Source organism: Halomicrobium sp. HArcht1-1 (assembly GCF_058933285.1).
In genome coordinates, this window is record NZ_JBZYDL010000001.1 from 646,250 (window position 1) to 665,240 (window position 18,991).

General features: G+C 66.9%; 18 protein-coding genes. 12 read left to right on the forward strand and 6 right to left on the reverse strand.

Going from position 1 to position 18,991, the window contains the following annotated elements; all coding sequences use genetic code 11:
* Positions 1–107: 107 nt before the first annotated feature.
* The 4 genes from AC5FRZ_RS03495 (at position 108) to AC5FRZ_RS03510 (ending at position 3,106) form a co-directional block, all read left to right on the forward strand.
* Positions 108–842, forward strand: a complete 735-nt coding sequence (locus tag AC5FRZ_RS03495) for a lycopene cyclase domain-containing protein (RefSeq protein ID WP_493563865.1) — start codon at positions 108–110, stop codon at positions 840–842.
* Positions 827–1,876, forward strand: coding sequence for a Brp/Blh family beta-carotene 15,15'-dioxygenase (locus AC5FRZ_RS03500; RefSeq protein ID WP_493563866.1), 1,050 nt, complete (start codon positions 827–829; stop codon positions 1,874–1,876). Before AC5FRZ_RS03495 ends, AC5FRZ_RS03500 begins: the two co-directional genes overlap by 16 nt.
* Before the next feature lie 84 nt (positions 1,877–1,960).
* Positions 1,961–2,656, forward strand: coding sequence for a V-type ATP synthase subunit D (locus AC5FRZ_RS03505; protein ID WP_170093438.1), 696 nt, complete (start codon positions 1,961–1,963; stop codon positions 2,654–2,656).
* Between the two features lie 60 nt (positions 2,657–2,716).
* Positions 2,717–3,106: a DUF6276 family protein gene (locus AC5FRZ_RS03510; protein ID WP_208628290.1), complete on the forward strand. Its 390-nt coding sequence runs from the start codon at positions 2,717–2,719 to the stop codon at positions 3,104–3,106.
* Positions 3,107–3,401: 295 nt separating this feature from the next.
* Here the strand turns inward: AC5FRZ_RS03510 and prf1 are convergent, their stop codons facing one another.
* Complete coding sequence (gene prf1 / locus AC5FRZ_RS03515; RefSeq protein WP_493563867.1) at positions 3,402–4,655, reverse strand: peptide chain release factor aRF-1; 1,254 nt, start codon at positions 4,653–4,655, stop codon at positions 3,402–3,404.
* 112 nt (positions 4,656–4,767) lie between these two features.
* On the opposite strand from prf1, the gene AC5FRZ_RS03520 reads away from it, so the two are divergent.
* Complete coding sequence (locus AC5FRZ_RS03520; protein ID WP_493563868.1) at positions 4,768–5,577, forward strand: MinD/ParA family ATP-binding protein; 810 nt, start codon at positions 4,768–4,770, stop codon at positions 5,575–5,577.
* Positions 5,578–5,595: 18 nt separating this feature from the next.
* Here the strand turns inward: AC5FRZ_RS03520 and argS are convergent, their stop codons facing one another.
* The 4 genes from argS to pyrH form a co-directional block, all read right to left on the reverse strand.
* The gene (gene argS, locus AC5FRZ_RS03525) at positions 5,596–7,371 is read right to left on the reverse strand and encodes an arginine--tRNA ligase (RefSeq protein ID WP_493563869.1); all 1,776 of its coding nucleotides are present in this window, start codon (positions 7,369–7,371) and stop codon (positions 5,596–5,598) included.
* 85 nt (positions 7,372–7,456) lie between these two features.
* Positions 7,457–9,220, reverse strand: coding sequence for a site-2 protease family protein (locus AC5FRZ_RS03530; RefSeq protein ID WP_493563870.1), 1,764 nt, complete (start codon positions 9,218–9,220; stop codon positions 7,457–7,459).
* Positions 9,221–9,260: 40 nt separating this feature from the next.
* Entirely contained in the window at positions 9,261–11,063 is a 1,803-nt protein-coding gene (lysS, locus tag AC5FRZ_RS03535) for a lysine--tRNA ligase (RefSeq protein WP_493563871.1), read from the reverse strand.
* Positions 11,060–11,779 (reverse strand): UMP kinase, encoded by a 720-nt coding sequence (gene pyrH / locus AC5FRZ_RS03540; protein ID WP_493563872.1) that lies wholly within the window; start codon positions 11,777–11,779, stop codon positions 11,060–11,062. The genes lysS and pyrH overlap by 4 nt, the downstream gene beginning before the upstream one ends.
* 401 nt (positions 11,780–12,180) lie before the next feature.
* On the opposite strand from pyrH, the gene AC5FRZ_RS03545 reads away from it, so the two are divergent.
* On the forward strand, positions 12,181–12,426 hold the full coding sequence (locus AC5FRZ_RS03545) for a DUF7123 family protein (RefSeq protein ID WP_153552425.1): 246 nt from the start codon (positions 12,181–12,183) through the stop codon (positions 12,424–12,426).
* Positions 12,427–12,541: 115 nt separating this feature from the next.
* A complete protein-coding gene (locus AC5FRZ_RS03550; RefSeq protein WP_493563873.1) occupies positions 12,542–13,687 on the forward strand; it encodes a site-2 protease family protein in 1,146 nt (381 codons plus the stop codon).
* 95 nt (positions 13,688–13,782) lie between these two features.
* Here the strand turns inward: AC5FRZ_RS03550 and thiL are convergent, their stop codons facing one another.
* On the reverse strand, positions 13,783–14,649 hold the full coding sequence (thiL, locus tag AC5FRZ_RS03555; RefSeq protein ID WP_493563874.1) for a thiamine-phosphate kinase: 867 nt from the start codon (positions 14,647–14,649) through the stop codon (positions 13,783–13,785).
* A gap of 96 nt (positions 14,650–14,745) precedes the next feature.
* Between thiL and AC5FRZ_RS03560 the strand changes: the two genes are divergently transcribed.
* From AC5FRZ_RS03560 to hisS, 5 genes are all read left to right on the forward strand, one after another.
* On the forward strand, positions 14,746–15,774 hold the full coding sequence (locus AC5FRZ_RS03560) for a lysylphosphatidylglycerol synthase transmembrane domain-containing protein (RefSeq protein WP_493563875.1): 1,029 nt from the start codon (positions 14,746–14,748) through the stop codon (positions 15,772–15,774).
* Between the two features lie 142 nt (positions 15,775–15,916).
* Complete coding sequence (locus tag AC5FRZ_RS03565) at positions 15,917–16,378, forward strand: 30S ribosomal protein S19e (protein WP_153552429.1); 462 nt, start codon at positions 15,917–15,919, stop codon at positions 16,376–16,378.
* Positions 16,379–16,684: 306 nt separating this feature from the next.
* On the forward strand, positions 16,685–17,035 hold the full coding sequence (locus tag AC5FRZ_RS03570; RefSeq protein WP_153552430.1) for a DNA-binding protein: 351 nt from the start codon (positions 16,685–16,687) through the stop codon (positions 17,033–17,035).
* Complete coding sequence (locus AC5FRZ_RS03575; protein ID WP_493563876.1) at positions 17,036–17,626, forward strand: DUF7411 family protein; 591 nt, start codon at positions 17,036–17,038, stop codon at positions 17,624–17,626. It begins immediately after the preceding gene.
* A 45-nt stretch (positions 17,627–17,671) separates the two neighbouring features.
* Positions 17,672–18,982 (forward strand): histidine--tRNA ligase, encoded by a 1,311-nt coding sequence (hisS, locus tag AC5FRZ_RS03580; protein ID WP_170093446.1) that lies wholly within the window; start codon positions 17,672–17,674, stop codon positions 18,980–18,982.
* Positions 18,983–18,991 lie beyond the last annotated feature (9 nt).

The window sequence follows — 18,991 nt, forward strand, 5'->3', positions numbered from 1 at the left end:
ACCTGTCCGGTAGTGTAACCGACTCGGGCCGTCGTCGTCACGACGGTCCGTCCGACGCACCGTCCGTACAGCGCCGTCTCAGTACACCCGCGTTTCAGTACTTCACAATGGCCGCTTTCACATACGTCCAATTTCACGCGCTGTTCGTCCTCCCGGCGCTCGCGGTGCTCGTGGGGGTAGCGGGAATGCGCTCGCGCACGACCCGAAGCGAGGTCCGGCCCCTCGCCGTCGCCATCATCGTCGCAGTGGCGATGCTGTACACCGTGCCCTGGGACAACTACCTCATCCTGCGGGGCGTCTGGTCGTACGGCACCGACAGCGTCGCGGCCGTCATCTGGCACGCGCCCATCGAGGAGTACCTGTTTATCCTCTTGCAGCCGCTGGTCGCCGCGCTGTGGCTGCACGTGATCTCGCCGGGGATGCCGGCCAACGACGAGACGACGGTCTCCGTCCGTGATCGGGTGGTCGGGGCCGCGGGGGGAGCGCTCGTCGGTCTCGTCGGCGTGGCTCTCCTCACGACCGACGCGACCTTCTACCTCGGTGCGATCGTCGCCTGGAGCGGCCCGGTGCTTGCGCTCCAGTGGGCCGTCGGGTGGCCGTACCTCCTCGCTCGGGGACAGACGCTCGTGGTGGCCGTCTTCGCGCCGACGGCGTACCTCTGGATCGCGGATCGCGTCGCCCTGGAGTCGGGCATCTGGATCCTCTCGGAGCAGTACACGACGGGGCTGGCCGTCCTCGGACTGCCACTCGAAGAAGCCGCGTTCTTCCTCGTGACAAACGTCTTCGTCGTACAGGGTCTGCTGTTGTACCCGTGGGTGATCGACCGATGGCGGTCGAAGTAACCGCCGATCGAGGCCGGCGGCTGCGGTCGGGCCGTCGCCGCCTCGCTCGCTTGATCTTTCTGCCAGCCTGGCTGCTGCTCGGTGCTGTCACGGTCGCACACACGCTGGGCGTGTCGACCGCCGTTCCGGTTCGCTACGGCGTTTTGCTGGTGACGCTGCTCTGTTTCGGGCTGCCACACGGCGCTGCCGACCATCACTCGGTCGCGCGAACGCTGGGCGTCGATCTCACCCCCCGGTTCCTCGCGGCGTTCTGTGCGGGGTATCTCGGACTCGCAGTACTGTACACTGCCGTCTGGTTTCTCGCCCCGGCCCTCGCGTTCGTCGCTTTCGTCGCCCTGACGTGGTTTCACTGGGGACAGGGCGACGTGTATCCGTTGGCGACGCTCGCCGACGGCCGTCACCTGGACAATCGGGTCGTCGCGGCGCTGACGGTGATCGTCCGCGGCGGCCTCCCGATGTTGGTCCCGCTGGTCTTCTTTCCGGATCGATACGCCGCCGTCGCCCGGACGGTCGTCTCGCTGTTCGATCCCGGTCGGGTCGCGTCGCTCGCGCCGTTGTTCACCCAGGAGGTGCGTCTCGCTGCCGGACTCGGATTCGCCGCCGTCACGGTGGTGACGCTGGCCGCCGGGCTCGTCGTGGCCGGCCCGAGACGCGCCTGGCTCCTCGACGCCGCCGAGACGGTGCTCTTGTGGGGTTTTTTCGCCGTCGTCCCGCCGGTCCTCGCCATCGGGATCTACTTCGCGCTGTGGCACTCGGTGCGTCACATCGCACGACTGACTGAACTCGACGGGGTCGCCCTGGCGGCACTGGACCGTGGTGCCGTCGCGCGTGCGGTCGGTCGCTTCACGCGGGACGCGCTTCCGGCGACGATCGGTGCAGTCGTCCTGTTTGGCGGCCTCGCACTGGCCGTTCCGACGACCGTGGCCGGCGTCTCCGAGATCGGCGGGCTCTATCTCGTCTTGCTCGCGGTGCTGACCCTACCCCACGTCGTCGTCGTCACCTGGCTCGACGTGCGACAGGGAATTTGGGGGTAACGACCGCGTCAGGACGGTGATCGGCCTCGTCCCGGCCGTGGGAACTGTAAAAGGTTATCCGACTGGGCCCGTAACGCCCCGGTAATGGCCAAGGACGTCAAACCCACCCGGAAAGAGCTGATGCGAATCGAGGATCGCATCGACCTCTCGGAACGGGGCCACGACACGCTGGAGAAGAAACGCGACGGCCTCATCATGGAGTTCATGGATATCCTCGATCAGGCACAGGACGTTCGATCCGACCTCGACGACTCCTACGATCGCGCCCAGCACGCGATCAACATGGCCCGGGCGATGGACGGCGACGTGGCCGTCCGCGGTGCCGCGGCCGCACTCAAGGAGCATCCGGAGCTGACGACCCAGTCCAAGAACATCATGGGCGTCGTCGTCCCCCAGATCGAGTCCAGCAAGGTCCGCAAGTCCCTCGACGAGCGTGGATACGGCGTCATGGGCACGTCGGCCCGGATCGACGAGGCCGCCGACGCCTACGAGGAGCTCATCGAGAACATCATCCTCGCGGCCGAGGTCGAGACCGCGATGAAGAAGATGCTCGAAGAGATCGAGACCACCAAGCGCCGCGTCAACGCTCTGGAGTTCAAGCTGCTGCCCGATCTGTACGACAACAAGGAGTACATCGAGCAGAAGCTCGAAGAACAGGAGCGCGAAGAGATCTTCCGCATGAAGAAGATCAAGAACAAGAAAGAAGAAGAGGAAGCCGCCGCTCGCGAGGAAGAGAACGCGGAAGCCGAAGAGGCCGCCGCCGTCGCCGCCGACGACTGACTGGCGTCGACGCCGCTTTTCGCCGCCGAGCTTTTGCCCGTGCCACGCCCACGTCAGTGCATGGACTGTCCCGAGTGTGGCCACGAGACCGTCGTCTTCGCCGTCGATCCCGAGCTCCGGGAGTATCTCCCCGGCGAAGAACCGGGCGCGTCGCTGTGTCCGCGGTGCCTGTCCGTCCGTCCCGCCGTGGACCCGCCCGCCAGCGAACCGGACTTCTCGCCCCTGGGCGACGCGTTCCCCGACGGCGGGGCCGCCGTCCCGATGGCGCTGTTGCTCGGCCTGCTCTCCTCGCTGGCACTGTATCGCGACGAGATCGCCGCGCTACTGGAGCGTGTCGAGCGTGCCGGTACCGATCCACTGCTGGTGATCGATCGACTCGACGCCGATCCCGCGATCGAAAGCGAGGTCGACCTCGGCCGTCGTCGCCACCAGCTCGAACAACTGCTGTGACGATCTCGTGGTGGTCTCCGGGAGAACCAAACTAGTAAGGTACCAGTTCTTTATATGTGTGGGCTATACAACCATGTGCGGCATCAGGACGTGGACGTTCCAGTCCACGACGCCACAGCGGTGTTGTGCCCACTCACCATCCCCACCCCACCACAACATCATCCTTCCCATGCCACCTTGGACGTGCCGCACCCGGTCGCCCTGTCCCGGGCGACCGTGCCTCTGACTTTCGGACGGTTCACACGAAGCGCTAGCCATCGCTTCCCGTCCGTCTTCGTGCCGAAAAACGTGTCCGTTAGACGCCAGTCGAGTAGCGCAGGAGTCCGGCGACGCCGCCGAAGGCCGACAGGAGCTGTTCGCCCTTCTCGAAGTCCGTCGAGATGAACAGCGTCTCGCTCCCGCGTTGCTGGGCGATCTCCATGAGGTGGTCGATCGCGTCCTCGCGGTCGGCCTCCTCGGCGGGGACGGTCTCGCCACACCGCGAGCAGTCGTGGTCGTCGATCGACGCCGACCGATCGACCATCTCGTACTCGTCGTGGCCGTTCTCACAGGTGTAGATGAGCACGTCCTTCCGGAGATCTTCGGAGATGAGCAGGCGGTCGACCGACCCCATGATGAGGTTCTCGCGGGTCGGGCCGAAGCCGTAGGTCGCCAGATCGCCGTCGTGGAGTTCCTTGAAGAACTCCTCCATGGCCTCCTTGTCCTGGAGGATCTCGTGCTCGGCGAGGATCTCGCTTGCGGCGTCGACGAGATCGTACAGTCCGGACTCGTCGGTGTAGGCCACGTCGAACTTCCCGAGGACGTTGTCACCGAGTTCGTGGTGGAGGTAGTCGCCGTCGAGGAACTCGTCTTTCGTCGGCGACGGCCCCCCCACGAGGATGCCGTCCATCTCGTGGCGACGCGAGACGAACAGGTCGTTGGCCATCTCGGCGACCTCCTGATAGAAGTTGTCGATGGCCTCCAGGCGCAGCCGTGCGAACCGCTGTGCGGACTGACCACCTTTCCGCTGCTTGCCCGGGACCAGCGACGAGGCGGACTTGACGGGTTCGACGCGCTTGCCCTTGAGCCAGCCGACGTTCGCCTCGCGGCGGTCGAGGACGATCAGGCCGAACAGTCCCTTGTCGGCCAACATCTCCGCCAGTGGCTCGGTGAGGAAATCCGAGTCACAGTGGTAGCGAAACGACTGGATGGGGTCGGGCGGACTCTCTAAGACCTCCGTGACCATCTCGGTGCGTCCGCCACTGGAGTCGACCGCTCCGGAGAACAGGACCATCCCGTTCTCGGGTGGCGTGTTCCCGTAGTAGCGGAGCCGGTCTTTGATGCTGGTCAGGGCGTCCTGGACGTTGGTCCGGGTCTGCTTCGACTTGATGTTGGACGCTTCGGAGTGTTCCTGTGTGACGTGGGCGACGACGTCGCTGATCTGCTTGTCCTCTGGCACGTAGATCGTCACCAGTTGCGTCCCGGATCCGTCGTACCCCTTGAGCTTCTCGATGACCTTCTTGAACTCGTATTTTTGTTTGTCGGATTGCTCCTGCTCGGACTCGCTCATTGGGTCAACGTTGGCTGAGCGCGGGTAAGTAACTGTTGACAGCGGGAGCCGTCGGATCACGTGTGACGGGCGGCTTTATATGATAGCCAACCTTGAGCTAAGGTATCTAACTATGGCGGGCTACGTGTGTACCATCGCGGGTGGCAAAGGCGGGGTCGGCAAGACCACGACGGCGGTCAACGTCGGAGCCGCCCTCCAGGAGGCAGGCCACGACGTCGTCGTGGTCGACGCGGATCTCGGCATGGCGAATCTCGGATCGATGCTCGGCATCGAGCATCGCGCTTCTCTCCACGAAATCCTCGCCGGGGACGCGGCGGTCAGTGACGCCCTGACCGACGCACCGGGGGGACTGACGATCATCCCCGGCGAGCAGTCCCTGGAGGCGTTCGCGGACGCCGATCCGGCGAAGCTGCGCAAGGTGATCAAGACGCTGCGTAACGCCTACGACGTGGTCCTGATCGACACCGGTGCGGGCCTCAGCCACGAGGTCGCCGTTCCGCTCGGTCTGGCCGACGGCATCCTGCTCGTGACGACACCGGACGACGTGGCCGTCGGTGACACGGTCAAGACTGCCCAGCTCGCCGACCGCATCGACGGGGACGTGGTCGGCGTGGTCGTCAACCGCGTCACCAGACACACGGACATCGCCGAGATCTCCGAACGGCTCGGCTTCGAGTTGCTTGCGGTCATCCCCGACGATCAGGAGGCCACCGCCGTCGAGCCCCTCGTGCTCAACGCGCCAGACAGTCGCGCGGCGAGCGCGTTCGATCAACTGTCCGAGTCGATGGCAGCGATGTTCTTCCGGGGCGAGCGGGCGGCCGACCTCGAAACCGTTCTCGAAGAGACGTGGTTCGTCGACGAGAGCGACGACGACGAGGAAGAGGAAGAAGAGTCCGGCGGCGTCTTCGGTCTGTTCAGCTGATCTTTCGGCCGAGCGCGCTCACATCGACCGGGGAGCCGCGATACCGATGGCGTCTAGCGCGTTCGCGATAGCGTGTCTGGCCGCATCGACGAGCGCGAGGCGCGCCTGCCTGGTGTCTGACTCGGCGTCCAGCACCGGACACTCTCGGTAGAAGGTGTTGAACTGCTCGGCGAGCGTGCGAGTGTAGGTCGCGACGACGTGGGGGCGGTGTTCGTCGGCGGCCTGCTCGATCACGGCGGGGAACCGCGCGATCTCTCGCAGCAGATCCCGTTCGGCCTCGGTCGCCAGCGGGGCCGCGTCGAGATCCGCCGCCGTCGATTCGGGCGCTCGCTCTTTGCCCTCTGCCACAGCGTGTCCGGCCTCGCTGAGGATGCCACAGCACCGCGCGTGGACGTACTGGACGTACGGTGCCGACTGCGCCTCGAAGTCGAGCGCGCGGTCCCACTCGAAGGTGATCCCCTTCGTCGGCTGTTTGGAGACGATGTCGTACCGGACCGCGCCGATGCCGACCTGGTGGGCGATCCGTTCGATGTCCGTCTCGTCGAGGTCGTCGTCGCGGTTGCGGGTGTCGATTCGGCTCTCGACTTCCTCGCGCGCACGGTCGATCGCTTCGTCCAGCAGGTCGTCGAGGTCGATCCCGGTTCCCTCGCGGGTGCTCATGCCGCCCTCGGGGAGGTTCACCCACGAGTAGAACACCTGGCTGAGCTGGTCGGTGTCGTGGCCGAGCAGGTCCAGCGTGGTGTCGAGCTGGTCGGCCTGGAGCTTGTGGTCTTCCCCCAGCACCGTCACGGCCCGGTCGTAGGTGTCGAACTTCCACTCGTGGTGGGCCAGGTCCCGCGTGGTGTACAGCGAGGTGCCGTCCGAGCGCAGGAAGACGAGGTTCTTCTCGAAGCCGGGCAGGTCGAGCTGCCAGGCGTCCTCCTCGTACACCGCCTGATCGAGGGCTTTGAGCCGGTCGACGAGGTCCTCGGTCGCGTCGTTGCGCATGAACCGCGTCTCTTTGACGAACTCGTCGAACTCGGCCGGGAGCCGGCCGAGCGTCTCGCTCATCCCGTCCAGCACGGTGTCGACGACTTCGCCGACCCGTTCGTAGGCGTCTTCGTCGCCCGCCTCCAGGCCCTGCAAGATCGACTGGATCTCGCTTTCGGCGTCTTCGACGCGGTCGGCGTCGGCGTCTTCGAGGAAGCTGTTGCCCTTGCGGTAGTACCGGACCATCTCGTACTCCGGCGAGTCCCGTTCGGGCTCCGGGAGGTCGTCCTCGTCGAAGGTCTCGTAGGCCCAGGTGAACACCGCCATCTGGCGGCCGGCGTCGTTGACGTAGTAGTGGCGATCCACGTCGTAGCCGGCGTAGTCGAGCACGCGAGACAGCGCGTCGCCGATGATCGGATTGCGAGCCCGGCCCACGTGGACCGGCCCTGTCGGGTTCGCGGACGTGTGTTCGACGACGACGCTCGTCTCGCGATCCGGGAGCCGCCCGTAGTCGTCGGCCTGTGCGGCCGCCAGCGTCTCGCTGAAGTAGGCGTCGCTGGGCAGGAAGTTGACGTACGGGCCTCGCTGTTCGACGCTGTCGACGTAGGTCAGGTCGCCGGGGTCGATCGCGTCGGCGATGTCGGCGGCGACTGCCGGCGGTGGCGCACCGACCTCGCCCGCGAGCCGAAACGCCGCGCTGGACGCGAGCACGGCCGCCACGTCTTCGGGCGGTTCCTCGATACCGAGGTCCTCACTGGGGAGATCGAGCGCCTCCAGCGCGGCTTCGAGCGCCGTCTCGACCTCCGAGCGGGTCTGGCGGAACATACCGGGCCTTTCCCAGCAGTCCGTTTAGCATTGACGAAGTGTCCCGATCGCCGGGCCGAGCGAACCCGACGTGCCGACGGGCGGCCTACCCGAGCAGCTGCGGGACCGCGATGATGAAGACGAAACTCCCGATCATCGTCAGCGAGACGCCGTAGGTGATCGCTTTCACGAGCCCTTCCCGACGCTCGATCGGGAGGCGAGCGGCGATCGACTCCGAACACACGCGCAGGATGTGGCCGCCGTCGAGGGGGTAGGTCGGCACGAGGTTGAACTGGCCGACGACGAGGTTGAGCCAGCCGGTCCAGAACAGGAGATTCGCGAGGACGAAGGCCCCGTCGGTCCCCAGTGCGCTCAGCGGCCCCGAGACCGTGTAGAAGTTCGCGGCGATCCCGGTGAAGCCAGGGAAGTTGTAGCTGAGTCCCTCGACGATCGACGCGAAGGGCAGCGCCAGCGCCAGGCCGATCCGCTGGAGGAACGGGGTCGACTCGAAGGGCTGCTGGCCGGGCACGTCGCCGCCGAGCATCGCGAGGAACCGCTCGGCCGGGTACGTCTCGATGCCGAAGTCACCCACGGAGAGCCCGCTGGTCCCGCGTGCGACGTAGTCGACGCCGATCCCCGGATCGCTCTGGCTCGCTTCCGCGAGCGTGATCTCGTAGGTCTCGCGCTGGCCGTCGACGTAGCCCGCGAGTCGGATCGTCTCGCCGGGTTCGCGCTGGCCGATCGCGCTCACGAGGTCGGCCGCCGTCGCGGTCCGCTGGCCGTCGACGGCCGTCACGACGAACGCTGCGCCTGCGGGTGCGCCCTCCGCTTCGAGCGGACCGTCTTCGGCGACGACGGTGTAGCCGCCGATCGCCGTCTCGACGGTCTCGCCGCTGTCAAGCGTGAGCCGTGCGACGCTTCTGTCCTGGACGGCCTCGTTGAACGCGGTCGTCGTGTTCACCGCGGTCCCGTTGACCGCGACGATCGTCCGGTTGGTCTTGACCGGTGCGCCGGACACCGCTCCGACGACGACCACCGCGCGGTCGACGGTCGTGACCGTCCCGTTCTGGAGAGTGACATCGACCGTGCCACCGGCTTCGTCGAGGCGCTGTTGCATCTCCGTGGCGTTTGCGACCGACTGGCCGTCGATACCGGTGATGACCGACCCGCTCTCGATGCCGGCCTGGTCTGCGGGCCCGCCGGGGAGCGTGCCGCCGACGTGAACGCCCTGAACGACGCCGAAGCCGGCGATCACTGGCCCGAACAGCAGCGCCAGACAGAGCAGACTCACCGCGAAGTTGTTCGTCACGCCCGCGACGTACATCCGGATCTGCTTGCCCCGGTCCGAGAGGCTGACGCCCTCTTCGTTCGGTTCGACGAACGCGCCCAGCGGCACGATCGTGAGGAGGGCCAGCCCCATCGACTCGATCTCGATGTCGCCGACCCGACACAGCAGCGCGTGTCCGCCCTCGTGGACGACCAGCGCCACCACGAGACCGGCGACGATCTCGCCGGCCACCGACAGCGGGAGGAAGTCGTTGACGCCGGGGATCACGAGGACGTTTCGCGGCTCGGTGACTGCACTCGGAGCCGGATCCCGCACTGCGAGGACGGCCGCCAACACGACGTAGAAGAACGAACCGACCATGACGACCAGTCCGACGCCGACGCCGACGTTGCCCCACGCTCGCCACGCCCGTTTGGGCGTCGCGAGCCAGTCGACGAACCGCCGACCACGCTTCGTGTGGAGGGTCGTGATCGGGCCCGACAGATGGACGTACTCCGGGAGCACACCCCAGGTTCGCAGGAGCATCCCGAGAATGGAGTAAGCGACCACTCCGACGAGGACCCACGTGAACGTACTGACCATTCGATCGGATACAGGAACCACCCGGCAAAGAGGGTTTGGTCTACCGATTCCGGCGGAACCGTTCGACGACGAACTCCCGATCGAGCTTCGCGACGAAGGGGCCGAGCTGTGGCCCCTCTGATTCGTCGAACAGGAGCCGGTAGCCGGCGCTGAAGAGGTCACCGATCGGCACGTCGTGGCGCTTTGCGGTCTCGTAGATCTCGCCCTGGATCGTCTCGCCGTCGTGGCCCTCGGCGACGAAGTCGGCCAGCTCGTCCAGTGCGGTCTCGGTGGCTGCGTCGAAGTCGGTCTCGGGCAGCTCGGCGCGCTTGAGCTCGTAGTTGAACTCGTTGTCCGTCCGGCGGGCCCACTCGCTGGCCAGGTCGACCCGCTCCATCGCGGTCTCGACGGCCCACTCGGGGGTGTCGTCGGCGAGATGTCCCTCCTTGCGAGCCACGTCCGTCCGCAACTCGGGATCGTCGAACATCCCGAGCACCGCGGCGAAGGTGTAGGGGATGCGGACGCGGTCGGCGTACTCCTCGGCGAGCAGGTCCGCGACGGTCTCGCGGGCCGTCCGGTCGTTGGCGACCGACCGCCACGCACCCTCGCCGAACGCCTCGTCGAAGCGGTCGGCGACGGTCGGCCTGATCGAGGGCGGGTAGGCTCGCTCGCCGAGTGCCTCCTCTCGGTCGGTCCCGTCTTCCTCGCCGAAGTAGAGGCGCTCGGTCCGGTCGAAGTCGTCGACCAGCTGGTCGAGGCGCTCGATGCTGAAGTCCCGTGCCTTGCTGGGATCTTTCGAGAAGAAGTACCGGACGACCGCCGGCTCCAGCAGCTCCAGTACGTCGTGGACCATCACGACGTGGCCCTCAGAAGAGGAGAACGGCTCGCCGTCGAGCGTGAACCACTCGTAGACCATCGGCACCGGCGGCGCGATCTCGAAGACGTTCTCCGCGATGTCGACGCCGGAAGGCCAGGACCCCTCGGCGTGGTCCTTCCCGAACGGCTCGAAGTCGACGCCGAGCACGTCCCAGCCCGCCGGCCACTCGAAGCGCCAGGGCAGCTTGCCGTCCCGCAGCGTCGCGCTTCCTTCGTGGCCACACCCCTCGATGACGCGGTCGCCGGCCTCCATGTCAGTACAGCGGTACTCGACGGTGCCGGCGTCCGTATCCACGGCCGTGACGGTCTCGGTGACCTTCCCACACTCTCCGCAGATCGGGTTGAACGGGACGTAGTCCGCGTCGACCTTGTCCTGGTACTCGCCCAGTACGTCCCGTGCCCGCTCTTGATTGTCGAGGACGTGGCGGGTCAGTTCCTCGAAGGAGCCGTCTTCGTAGAGGTCCGTCGTCGAGACGATCTCGATGTCGACGCCGAGCAGCTCCGCACAGTCGGCGATCAGGTTCGAGAAGTGCTCGCCGTAGGAGTCACAGCAGCCGAAGGGGTCCGGTACGTCCGTGTAGGGACGCCCGAGATTCTGGCCGAGCGCATCGGCGTTGACTTCCCCCAGATCGACGATGTTGCCGTCGAGATCGGCGAGCTTGCGGGGGAGCTTCCGGAGCGGGTCCCGGTCGTCGGTGGTAAACACCTGCTGGACCTCGTACCCGCGCTCTCGCAGGGATTCGGCGACGAAGTAGCCCCGCATGATCTCGTTGACGTTGCCCAGGTGGGGGACGCCCGAGGGCGAGATCGCGCCCTTGATGACGACTGGCTCGGTGGGCTCTCTGGCCTCGATCTCGTCGGCGACCGCGTCCGCCCAGAACACCGCCCGGTCGTCGGGACCCTGTTCGCCGTCGTGATCGCCCAGCGCGTACGGGTCTCGCGTTGCCGTCTGCCGTGTGCTGTCGTCCCCTGGATCGCTCTCGCTCATGCTCGATCCCACGCCGTCGGAGCGGCACCGAGATTCTCGGGGACCACGTCGGTGCCGTCGTGTTCGCCCGTTTCGACGGCGCGTCGAACCGCCGTCGGGTCGGTGCCGTCGAGGACGATCGACCGGAGCCCGGCCCGCTCGATGATCTTCGCCGCCAGCAGGTCGACCGGCGCGTTGCTCCCGGCGTTCATCTCGATGCCGGCGATCAGATCGACGAGTTCGCCGGCAGCGATCTCCTCGTAGCGCTCGGCGTCGTCGTCCTCGTTGGGGTCGGCGCTGAACACGCCCGGAACGCTGGTCGCGTACACGAGCAGGTCCGCGCCGACGTGTTCCGCGAGTGCGGCGCTGACGGCGTCGGTGGTCTGGCCGGCGACGGTCCCGCCCATGACGGGAACGTCGCCTCGTCTGAGGGCAGCCCGTCCCTCGTCGTAGCTCTCGACCGGTGCCGGCGCGGCTCCATCGCCCAGCGCGGCGATGAGGAGCCGGCTGTTGAGCCGCGTGACGGCGATCCCGAGCTGGTCGAGTTCGATCTCGTTGGCCCCGAGTTCCCGCGCCGTCGTGATGTACTCCCGCGCCGTGGGGCCGCCACCGACGACGATTCCGATCTCGTGTCCCGCTTCGTCGAGTGTCTCGATGACGCGAGCGTACTCGCTGATCCGGTCCGGTTCCAGATTGGGGGCGAGGACGCTCCCGCCGACGGAGACGACTACTTTCATTGTGCCTGCGTAACCCCGATGCAGGCTTAAGGGTTGTCAAGACGCCTGACACCGTCGGCTGTCCCTCTGTGAACGACCTCGCCACTCCAGCGGGGCGAATCTCTACACGAAGTGACAGCCAGCAGTCTGACGCCCGTCACACGGTCGCCAGAAGATGCGGCAAGAAACTCTTATTTTTGAGCGGGAATGACTCTCTGAACGCACATCTTTTCGTTTTCTTCCCCAGGAAAGAAACTCAGGCCAAAACGCCCTCAAAACCGTTTGTAAAATGTCTCGAAGGATATGAGGCGCTCGTAAAAGGTCTGTTTTTCGGCGCTTCACGCTGAAAGTGGTCGAATCGTCCCGAAGCTTCCCGCCTTTATATACTCCTACGGGGGGTACAAGCGAGTGAGGTTCCAAAGATGAGCACAACTGTGCAGCCCTCCACGGACGAGCTGAGCAAGGAAGAGCGTCTGGCTGCCTTCCTCAAAGAGAAGGCCAACAACGGTGAACTGTACTTCAAGAGCAAGTTCATCGCAGACGAAGTCGGTCTCTCGCCCAAAGAGATCGGCGCGCTCATGGTCAAGCTGAAGGAGTCGGCGTCCGAGATCGAGGTCGAGAAGTGGTCGTACACGAGCGCGACGACGTGGCGCGTCGAGCCCGCCTAGTCGGTCTCTCGGTTCCCGCAGCTCGCAGGACGCTCCGAGCGCGTTCTTCTACTCGTTCCCGACGGCGTGGTCCCCGTCCGGGGTTTTATGCTCGCTCGACGGCTAGTAGCGCGTGATGGATCGGACCGACTCGCCGACGACCGCACCGTCGGTCGAGGACCTCGCGTCCGTCTTTCAGGTCTACCAGGTCCGCCGCGACGGGGAGCGGCTCCTCTACGTCGGACGGCCCCGCGTCCAGCCAGACGCCGTCGAGCGACGGCTCTGGGACCGGTTTCGAGAGTCTGGCTACGAGATCTCGCTGGAGCGGGAGTACGACACCGACGCCGACACGCCGATGCCGACCCACGGCTGGGTCCTCGTGGCTCGTCCCCACTCCGTCGGGATCGACGGGATCCCCTGGACGAACATCCTCCTGGCGCTGCTGACCATCGGGTCGACGCTGCTGGTCGGTGCCGTCCAGTGGTACCACGTCGATCTCGGCGCGAACCCGCTCGGGATCTTCCGGGCCTGGCCGTTCGTGGCGGCCGTCCTCGGCGTCCTCGCGGTCCACGAGCTGGGACACTACGTCGCGAGCCGGTACCACGGCGTCGACGCGAGCCTCCCCTACTTCATCCCGTTCCCGACGCTGATCGGGACGATGGGCGCGGTCATCCGTATGAAAGGGCGGATCCCCGACCGCAAGGCGCTGTTCGACATCGGAGCGTCCGGACCGCTGGCCGGCCTCGTCGCGACGGTCGTCGTCTCGGCGATCGGGCTCCAGCTCGACCCCGTCGTCACGCAGGAGGCGATCGCCGCCGGCTCCGACGCGCCGGTGGTCCGCTTTCACAACCCGCTCCTGCTGGAGCTGATCGCCGCCGCTACCGGCACACTGGAGACGCTTCGCTCCGGGACGATCCACCCGGTCGTCTTCGGCGGGTGGGTCGGGATGTTCATCACGTTCCTGAACCTCCTCCCGGTGGGCCAGCTCGACGGCGGCCACATCGTCCGGGCGCTGTACGGCGAGCGCCAGGAGACGATCGCCGCTGCCGTTCCCGCGGCGCTGTTCGGGCTGGCCGGCTACCTCTACTTCCTGCAGGACGTGACCAACGCCGTCGGCATCTGGGTCATGTGGGGGCTGCTGGCGACGGGACTGGCCTACGCCGGCCCGGCGACCCCGATCCGGGACTCGCCGCTCGACTCCAAGCGGACGCTGCTTGGTGTCTTTACGTTCGTCCTGGGGATCCTCTGTTTCACCCCGGTGCCGTTCGAGCTGGTGACGTGACCGCTCGGAACGGTCGTGTTTAGTGAAGCGAATGTAGTCGTTGCTACCCAAAATCTGTTCACGAAACACTGCCCTCGGAACGACGGTAAACCGTATCAGTGGCTGTAGCCCCGGTCGGGGAGTGGCTCGCCGTCGAGCGTCACTCCGGCCTCGGTGACGGTGCCGATCGGCGTGAGCGGACAGGGCGTCGCGGCCCGAGCCCGTTCGACCTCGTCTTCGGGCACCGTGCAAACGAGTTCGAAGTCCTCGCCGAAGAACGCCCCCAGTTCGAGGCGTTCGTCGCGTCCGTCGGCCACGTCGTCGACGCTGTCGTCGATCGGCAACGGGGTCTCGACGGCCATCCCGCAGTCCGACGCCGCGGCGAGCTGGTGGAGCGAGCGGGCCAGCCCGTCACTGGAGTCCATCATGGCCGTCGCGATATCGGACAGCGCCGTCCCGGCCGCGACACGTGGCTCGAAGCGAAACAGCTCGTTGGCCCGCTCGTCGTCGCCACGCTCGAACAGCCGGAGTCCCGCGCCGCTCCGACCGAGCGTGCCGGTGACACAGACCACGTCGCCGACGCTCGCCCCGGAGCGCAACACCGGATCGTCCGTCCGGCCGAGCCCGGTCGTCGCGACCGTGAACTCGTCGTGGCCGTCGAGGTCGCCGCCGACGTACTCGGCTCCGACCGCCTCACACACCTCGCTGGCACCCTCGACGAACGCCGTCAGCGCGTCGGCCTCGAACGTCGGCGCGCCGTACACCGCCACGGCCGCGGTCGCGTCGGCACCCATCGCCGCCACGTCCGACAGCGAGGCCCCGACTGCGCGCCAGCCGGCGGTGTAACGGGTCGTCCCGTCGGGGAAGTCCGTCGTCTCGTGGAGCATGTCGGTCGTCAGCACCTGCCCGTCGACGACGGCACAGTCGTCGCCCGCCCCCGGCAGTTGTGTGCCGATCATCGCGAGTGCCGCGCGTTCGTCCATGGCTGTGTCTGGCCGGCCAGCCACAAAAACCGTCGCAGTCCCGCTTTTGGCCACCGGTATCGGTGATTTGAAACGCGAGCCGCTTCTCGCCTCGGTATGGCCGATCGCCTCCCGACGATCGTCGGGTTCGCCGGCACGCTCGTCGTCCTCGGGGCGCTCGTCTGGTTCGTCGGCGCTGGCGACATCCTCGCCGCGCTCTCGCGGGCCGACCGGTCGGTGCTGGCCGGTATGGTCGCCGTCGCCGTCCTCTGGCTCTGTCTCTGGGGGATGGCGCTCAAGACCGTCCTCGACTCGCTGGGCGCGCCGGTGGCGTCTCACACCGCGATTCTCGTCTTCTCGGCGGCGGTGTTCTCGAACAACATCACGCCCTTCGGGCAGGCCGGCGGCGAGCCGGTCAGTGCGCTTCTCATCTCCGAGGCCGCCGACACCGAGTACGAGACCGGGCTCGCCGCCATCGCCAGCGTCGACACGCTCCACTTCGTGCCCTCGATCGGCTTCGCCGTCGGCGCGTTCACCTTCGTCGCCGCCGGTGCGGTGCAACTCGGGCGCAATCTGTTGTTCGCCGCTGGCGCGATCGCGGCGCTCGCCGTCGGACTGCCGACCGCTGCCTATCTGGGGTGGCGCTACCGGTACGAACTCGAAGCGGCCGTCGTCCGGTTTCTCACCCCCGTCGCCCGCACGGTCGGCCGCGTCGTCCCCCGCTGGACGCCCCCTTCGCCGGGTGGACTCGAACACCGGATCGAGCGCTTCTTCAGCTCGATCGACCGCGTCGCCGGAGATCGACGGTCGCTCGTCGTCGCAACGAGCTTTTCGGCGATGGGGTGGCTCGCGCTCGGCGTCACACTGTGGCTCTCGATGTACGCGCTCGGCGAACCGGTCGAGTTCTCTTCGGTGATGCTGGCGATTCCGGTCGCGATGGTCGCCGGCATCGCCCCGCTGCCGGGCGGGTCCGGTGCCATCGAGTCGGTGCTTGCGACACTGCTGGTCGCGACGACCGGCGTTCCCTCTGCGGTCGCGCTGTCCGGTGCGCTCCTCTACCGGGGCGCGACCTACTGGCTCCCGATTCTGATCGGCGGCGGCGTCGCCAGTTTCCTCGGTGCCGACCGGGCCAGAGGCGGCGAGTAACGAACGCCAGCGTCGCCCTGGGCGATGGCCACCCACACCACCCCCGGAGACCGTCGCCACACGCCGTGTGACGACCTCTCGCACGGCCCAGGCCCGGTAGTAAACGATGGCCTTAAATGACGCCGACGGGAACCAGAGTGCAATGACGACGCTCTACGACGTGCCCGCGGACGAGCTCATCGAGGCCGCCGCGGTCGAGCTCGCCGAGGAGGACGCCATCGACGCGCCCGACTGGGCCGAGTTCACCAAGACCGGTATCGATCGCGAACTCCCACCGGAACAGGACGACTTCTGGCAGCGCCGCGCCGCGAGCGTCCTCCGGAAGGTCGCCACCGACGGCCCCGTCGGCGTCGGGACGCTCCGGACCGCCTACGGTACCTCGAAGAAGGGAACCAACCGCTACGAGGTCCGTCCCCACCAGAAGACCGACGCCTCTGGCAACATCATCCGGACGATCCTCCAGCAGCTCGAAGAAGTCGGCTACGTCGAAGCCGCCGGTGGCGAGGGTCGCCGCGTCTCGGCCGACGGCCGCGCGTTCCTCGACGAACTCGCCGGTGAGGTCCTCGAAGACCTCGACCGTCCCGAGCTCGAACGCTACGCTTAACGACCGTTTTCCGCTTCGGGTTCGAGTCGCGCCTTCGGCGCGTTCGAACCACTCGCGCAAAAACGTCCTCAGAAGTCGAAGACTTCTGATGGGCTGCGATAGAGCTCCGCTCTATCGAACGTCGGTGAAAAAGGCCGGAATCGCCAGCGGCGATTCCGGTGTCGTGCGTGTGCTTGCGAACGCACTGTCGTCAGAGCTTGCTCTGACGGTGGATAACTACGGGTGAGGCAGTCGCGCCAGCGACCTGCCGAGGGCTTAGGTGGAAAGAAATTTTGGCGCGAAGCCAGTAGTGGTGGTAGAGACAGCATGAGCGGTGAACCAGACGAGGAACGACTCGAAGAACTGCGCGAAAAGAAGATGGAACAGCTGAAAGAACAGCAGGGCGGTGAGGCCGACGCCGAGGCCCGCGAGGAGGCCAAACAGCAGCGAGAGGCCCAGAAGAAGGCAGTCCTGCGACAGAACCTCACCGACGAGGCTCGCAAGCGGCTCAACACGCTGAAGATGTCCAAGCCACAGCGCGGCGAGCAGATCGAGCAACAGGTCGTCTCGCTGGCCCAGAGCGGCCGCATTCAGGGCAAGATCGACGACGAGAAGATGAAGCAGCTGCTCAAAGAGCTGACCCCCGACTCCAAGAGCTTCGACATCGAGCGCAGGTAGATGCGCTGTGGGGTCCTGTACAGCGGCGGGAAGGACTCGACGCTCGCAGCACTCGTTCTGGAACCGTTCTACGAGCCCACGCTCGTCACGGCGACGTTCGGGATCGCCGACGTGGTCGCCCCCGGCCGGCGTGCGGCCGCTGGTGTCGACCTCCCCTTCGAGACGATCGAACTCGATCCAGCCGTCGCGGCGCGGGCGGCCGAGCGGATGGTCGAGGACGGCTACCCTCGAAACGGGATCCAGCAGGTCCACGAACACGCCGTCGAGACGATCGCAGACAACGATTTTTCGGCCGTCGCAGACGGGACGCGCCGGGACGACCGCGTGCCGACGGTCGACCGCTCGCTGGCCCAGAGCGTCGAGGACCGCTTCGGTGTGGACTACCTCGCGCCGCTTGCCGGGTTCGGCCGCGCAGCGATCGACGACCTCGCCGACCGGCGACTGCGGGTCGAGACCGGACCGAGCGAGACGATCGCCAAGGCCGACTACGAGACCGAATTGCGGGCGCTGCTTCGCGACGAGTACGGGCCGGAGACGGTCGCCGACGTGTTCCCCGAGCACACGCAGTCTCGCGTCGTCGGCCGGCGGTAGCCGGGGAAGGACAGTTTCAAGCGGGCGCTGGCTGTAGCCGGTGACATGTACGACTCGCTGAAGGGGTTTCGAGACGTCTACCCCGCCGAGATGGCCGCCTACCGCCAGGTCATCGACGAGATCGAGACGACGGCCCGCCAGTACGGCTTCCGTGAGATCACGACGCCGGCCCTGGAGGCCACCGAGATGTACGTCGACAAGAGCGGCGAGGAGATCGTCGAGGAACTGTACCACTTCGAGGACAAGGGCGGGCGCGACGTTGCGCTGACGCCGGAGCTGACGCCGACGGTGGCCCGGATGGTCGTCGCCAAGCAACAGGAGCTGTCCAAGCCGATCAAGTGGGTGTCGACGCGGCCGTTCTGGCGCTACGAGCAGGTCCAGCAGGGCCGATTCCGCGAGTTCCACCAGACGAACATCGACATCTTCGGGTCGAGCGAGCCGACGGCCGACGCCGAGATCCTGGCGGTCGCGGCCGACATGCTGACTCGACTGGGCCTCGGCGGCGACGACTTCGACTTCCGGGTCTCGCACCGCGACATCCTCACGGGACTGCTCGAATCCTTCGAGGCCGACGTGGACACCCAGGACGCGATTCGCGTCGTCGACAAGCGGGCGAAGATCGACCGCGACGAGTACGTCCAGGGGCTCACCGACGCGGGGCTCTCCCCCGCCCAGGCCGAGCAGTTCGACGAGTGGCTCCAGGCCGGCGACGACGATCTGGCTGCGCTCGCGGAGATGAGCGGCTCCGAGCAGGTCGCAGACGCCGTCGAGAACCTCGAAGCCGTCCTCGCGGCCGCGGAGGACTTCGGCGTCCGAGAGTACTGTACGATCTCGCTGACCACCGCCCGCGGGTTCGACTACTACACCGGCGTCGTCTTCGAGTGTTTCGACTCGACCGGCGAGGTCTCTCGGGCGGTCTTCGGCGGCGGTCGGTACGACGACCTGATCGAGGGCTTCGGCGGCGAGCCGACGCCAGCGGTGGGCTTCGCGCCGGGCGTGCTGAACTCGACGCTCCCGCTCTTGCTCCAGCGGGCGGGCGTCTGGCCCGAGGAGGCGGTGTCGACGGACTACTACGTCCTGCAGGTCGGTGACACTCGCCCCGTCGCGGCCCGTATCGCGCGGGAACTCCGGGCGGCCGGTCACGTCGTCGAGGCCGACGTGTCGGACCGCAGCTTCGGGGCCCAGATGGGCTATGCGGACTCGATCAACGCCGAGACGGTCGTCATCGTCGGCGAGAACGACCTCGAAAACGACGAGGTGACGGTCAAGGACATGGCCAGCGGCGAGCAGACGACCGCGCCGGTCGACGGGTTCCCCGGCGACCACGAGCGCCCGACCTACGACGACTTCGCGTAATCGCGGATA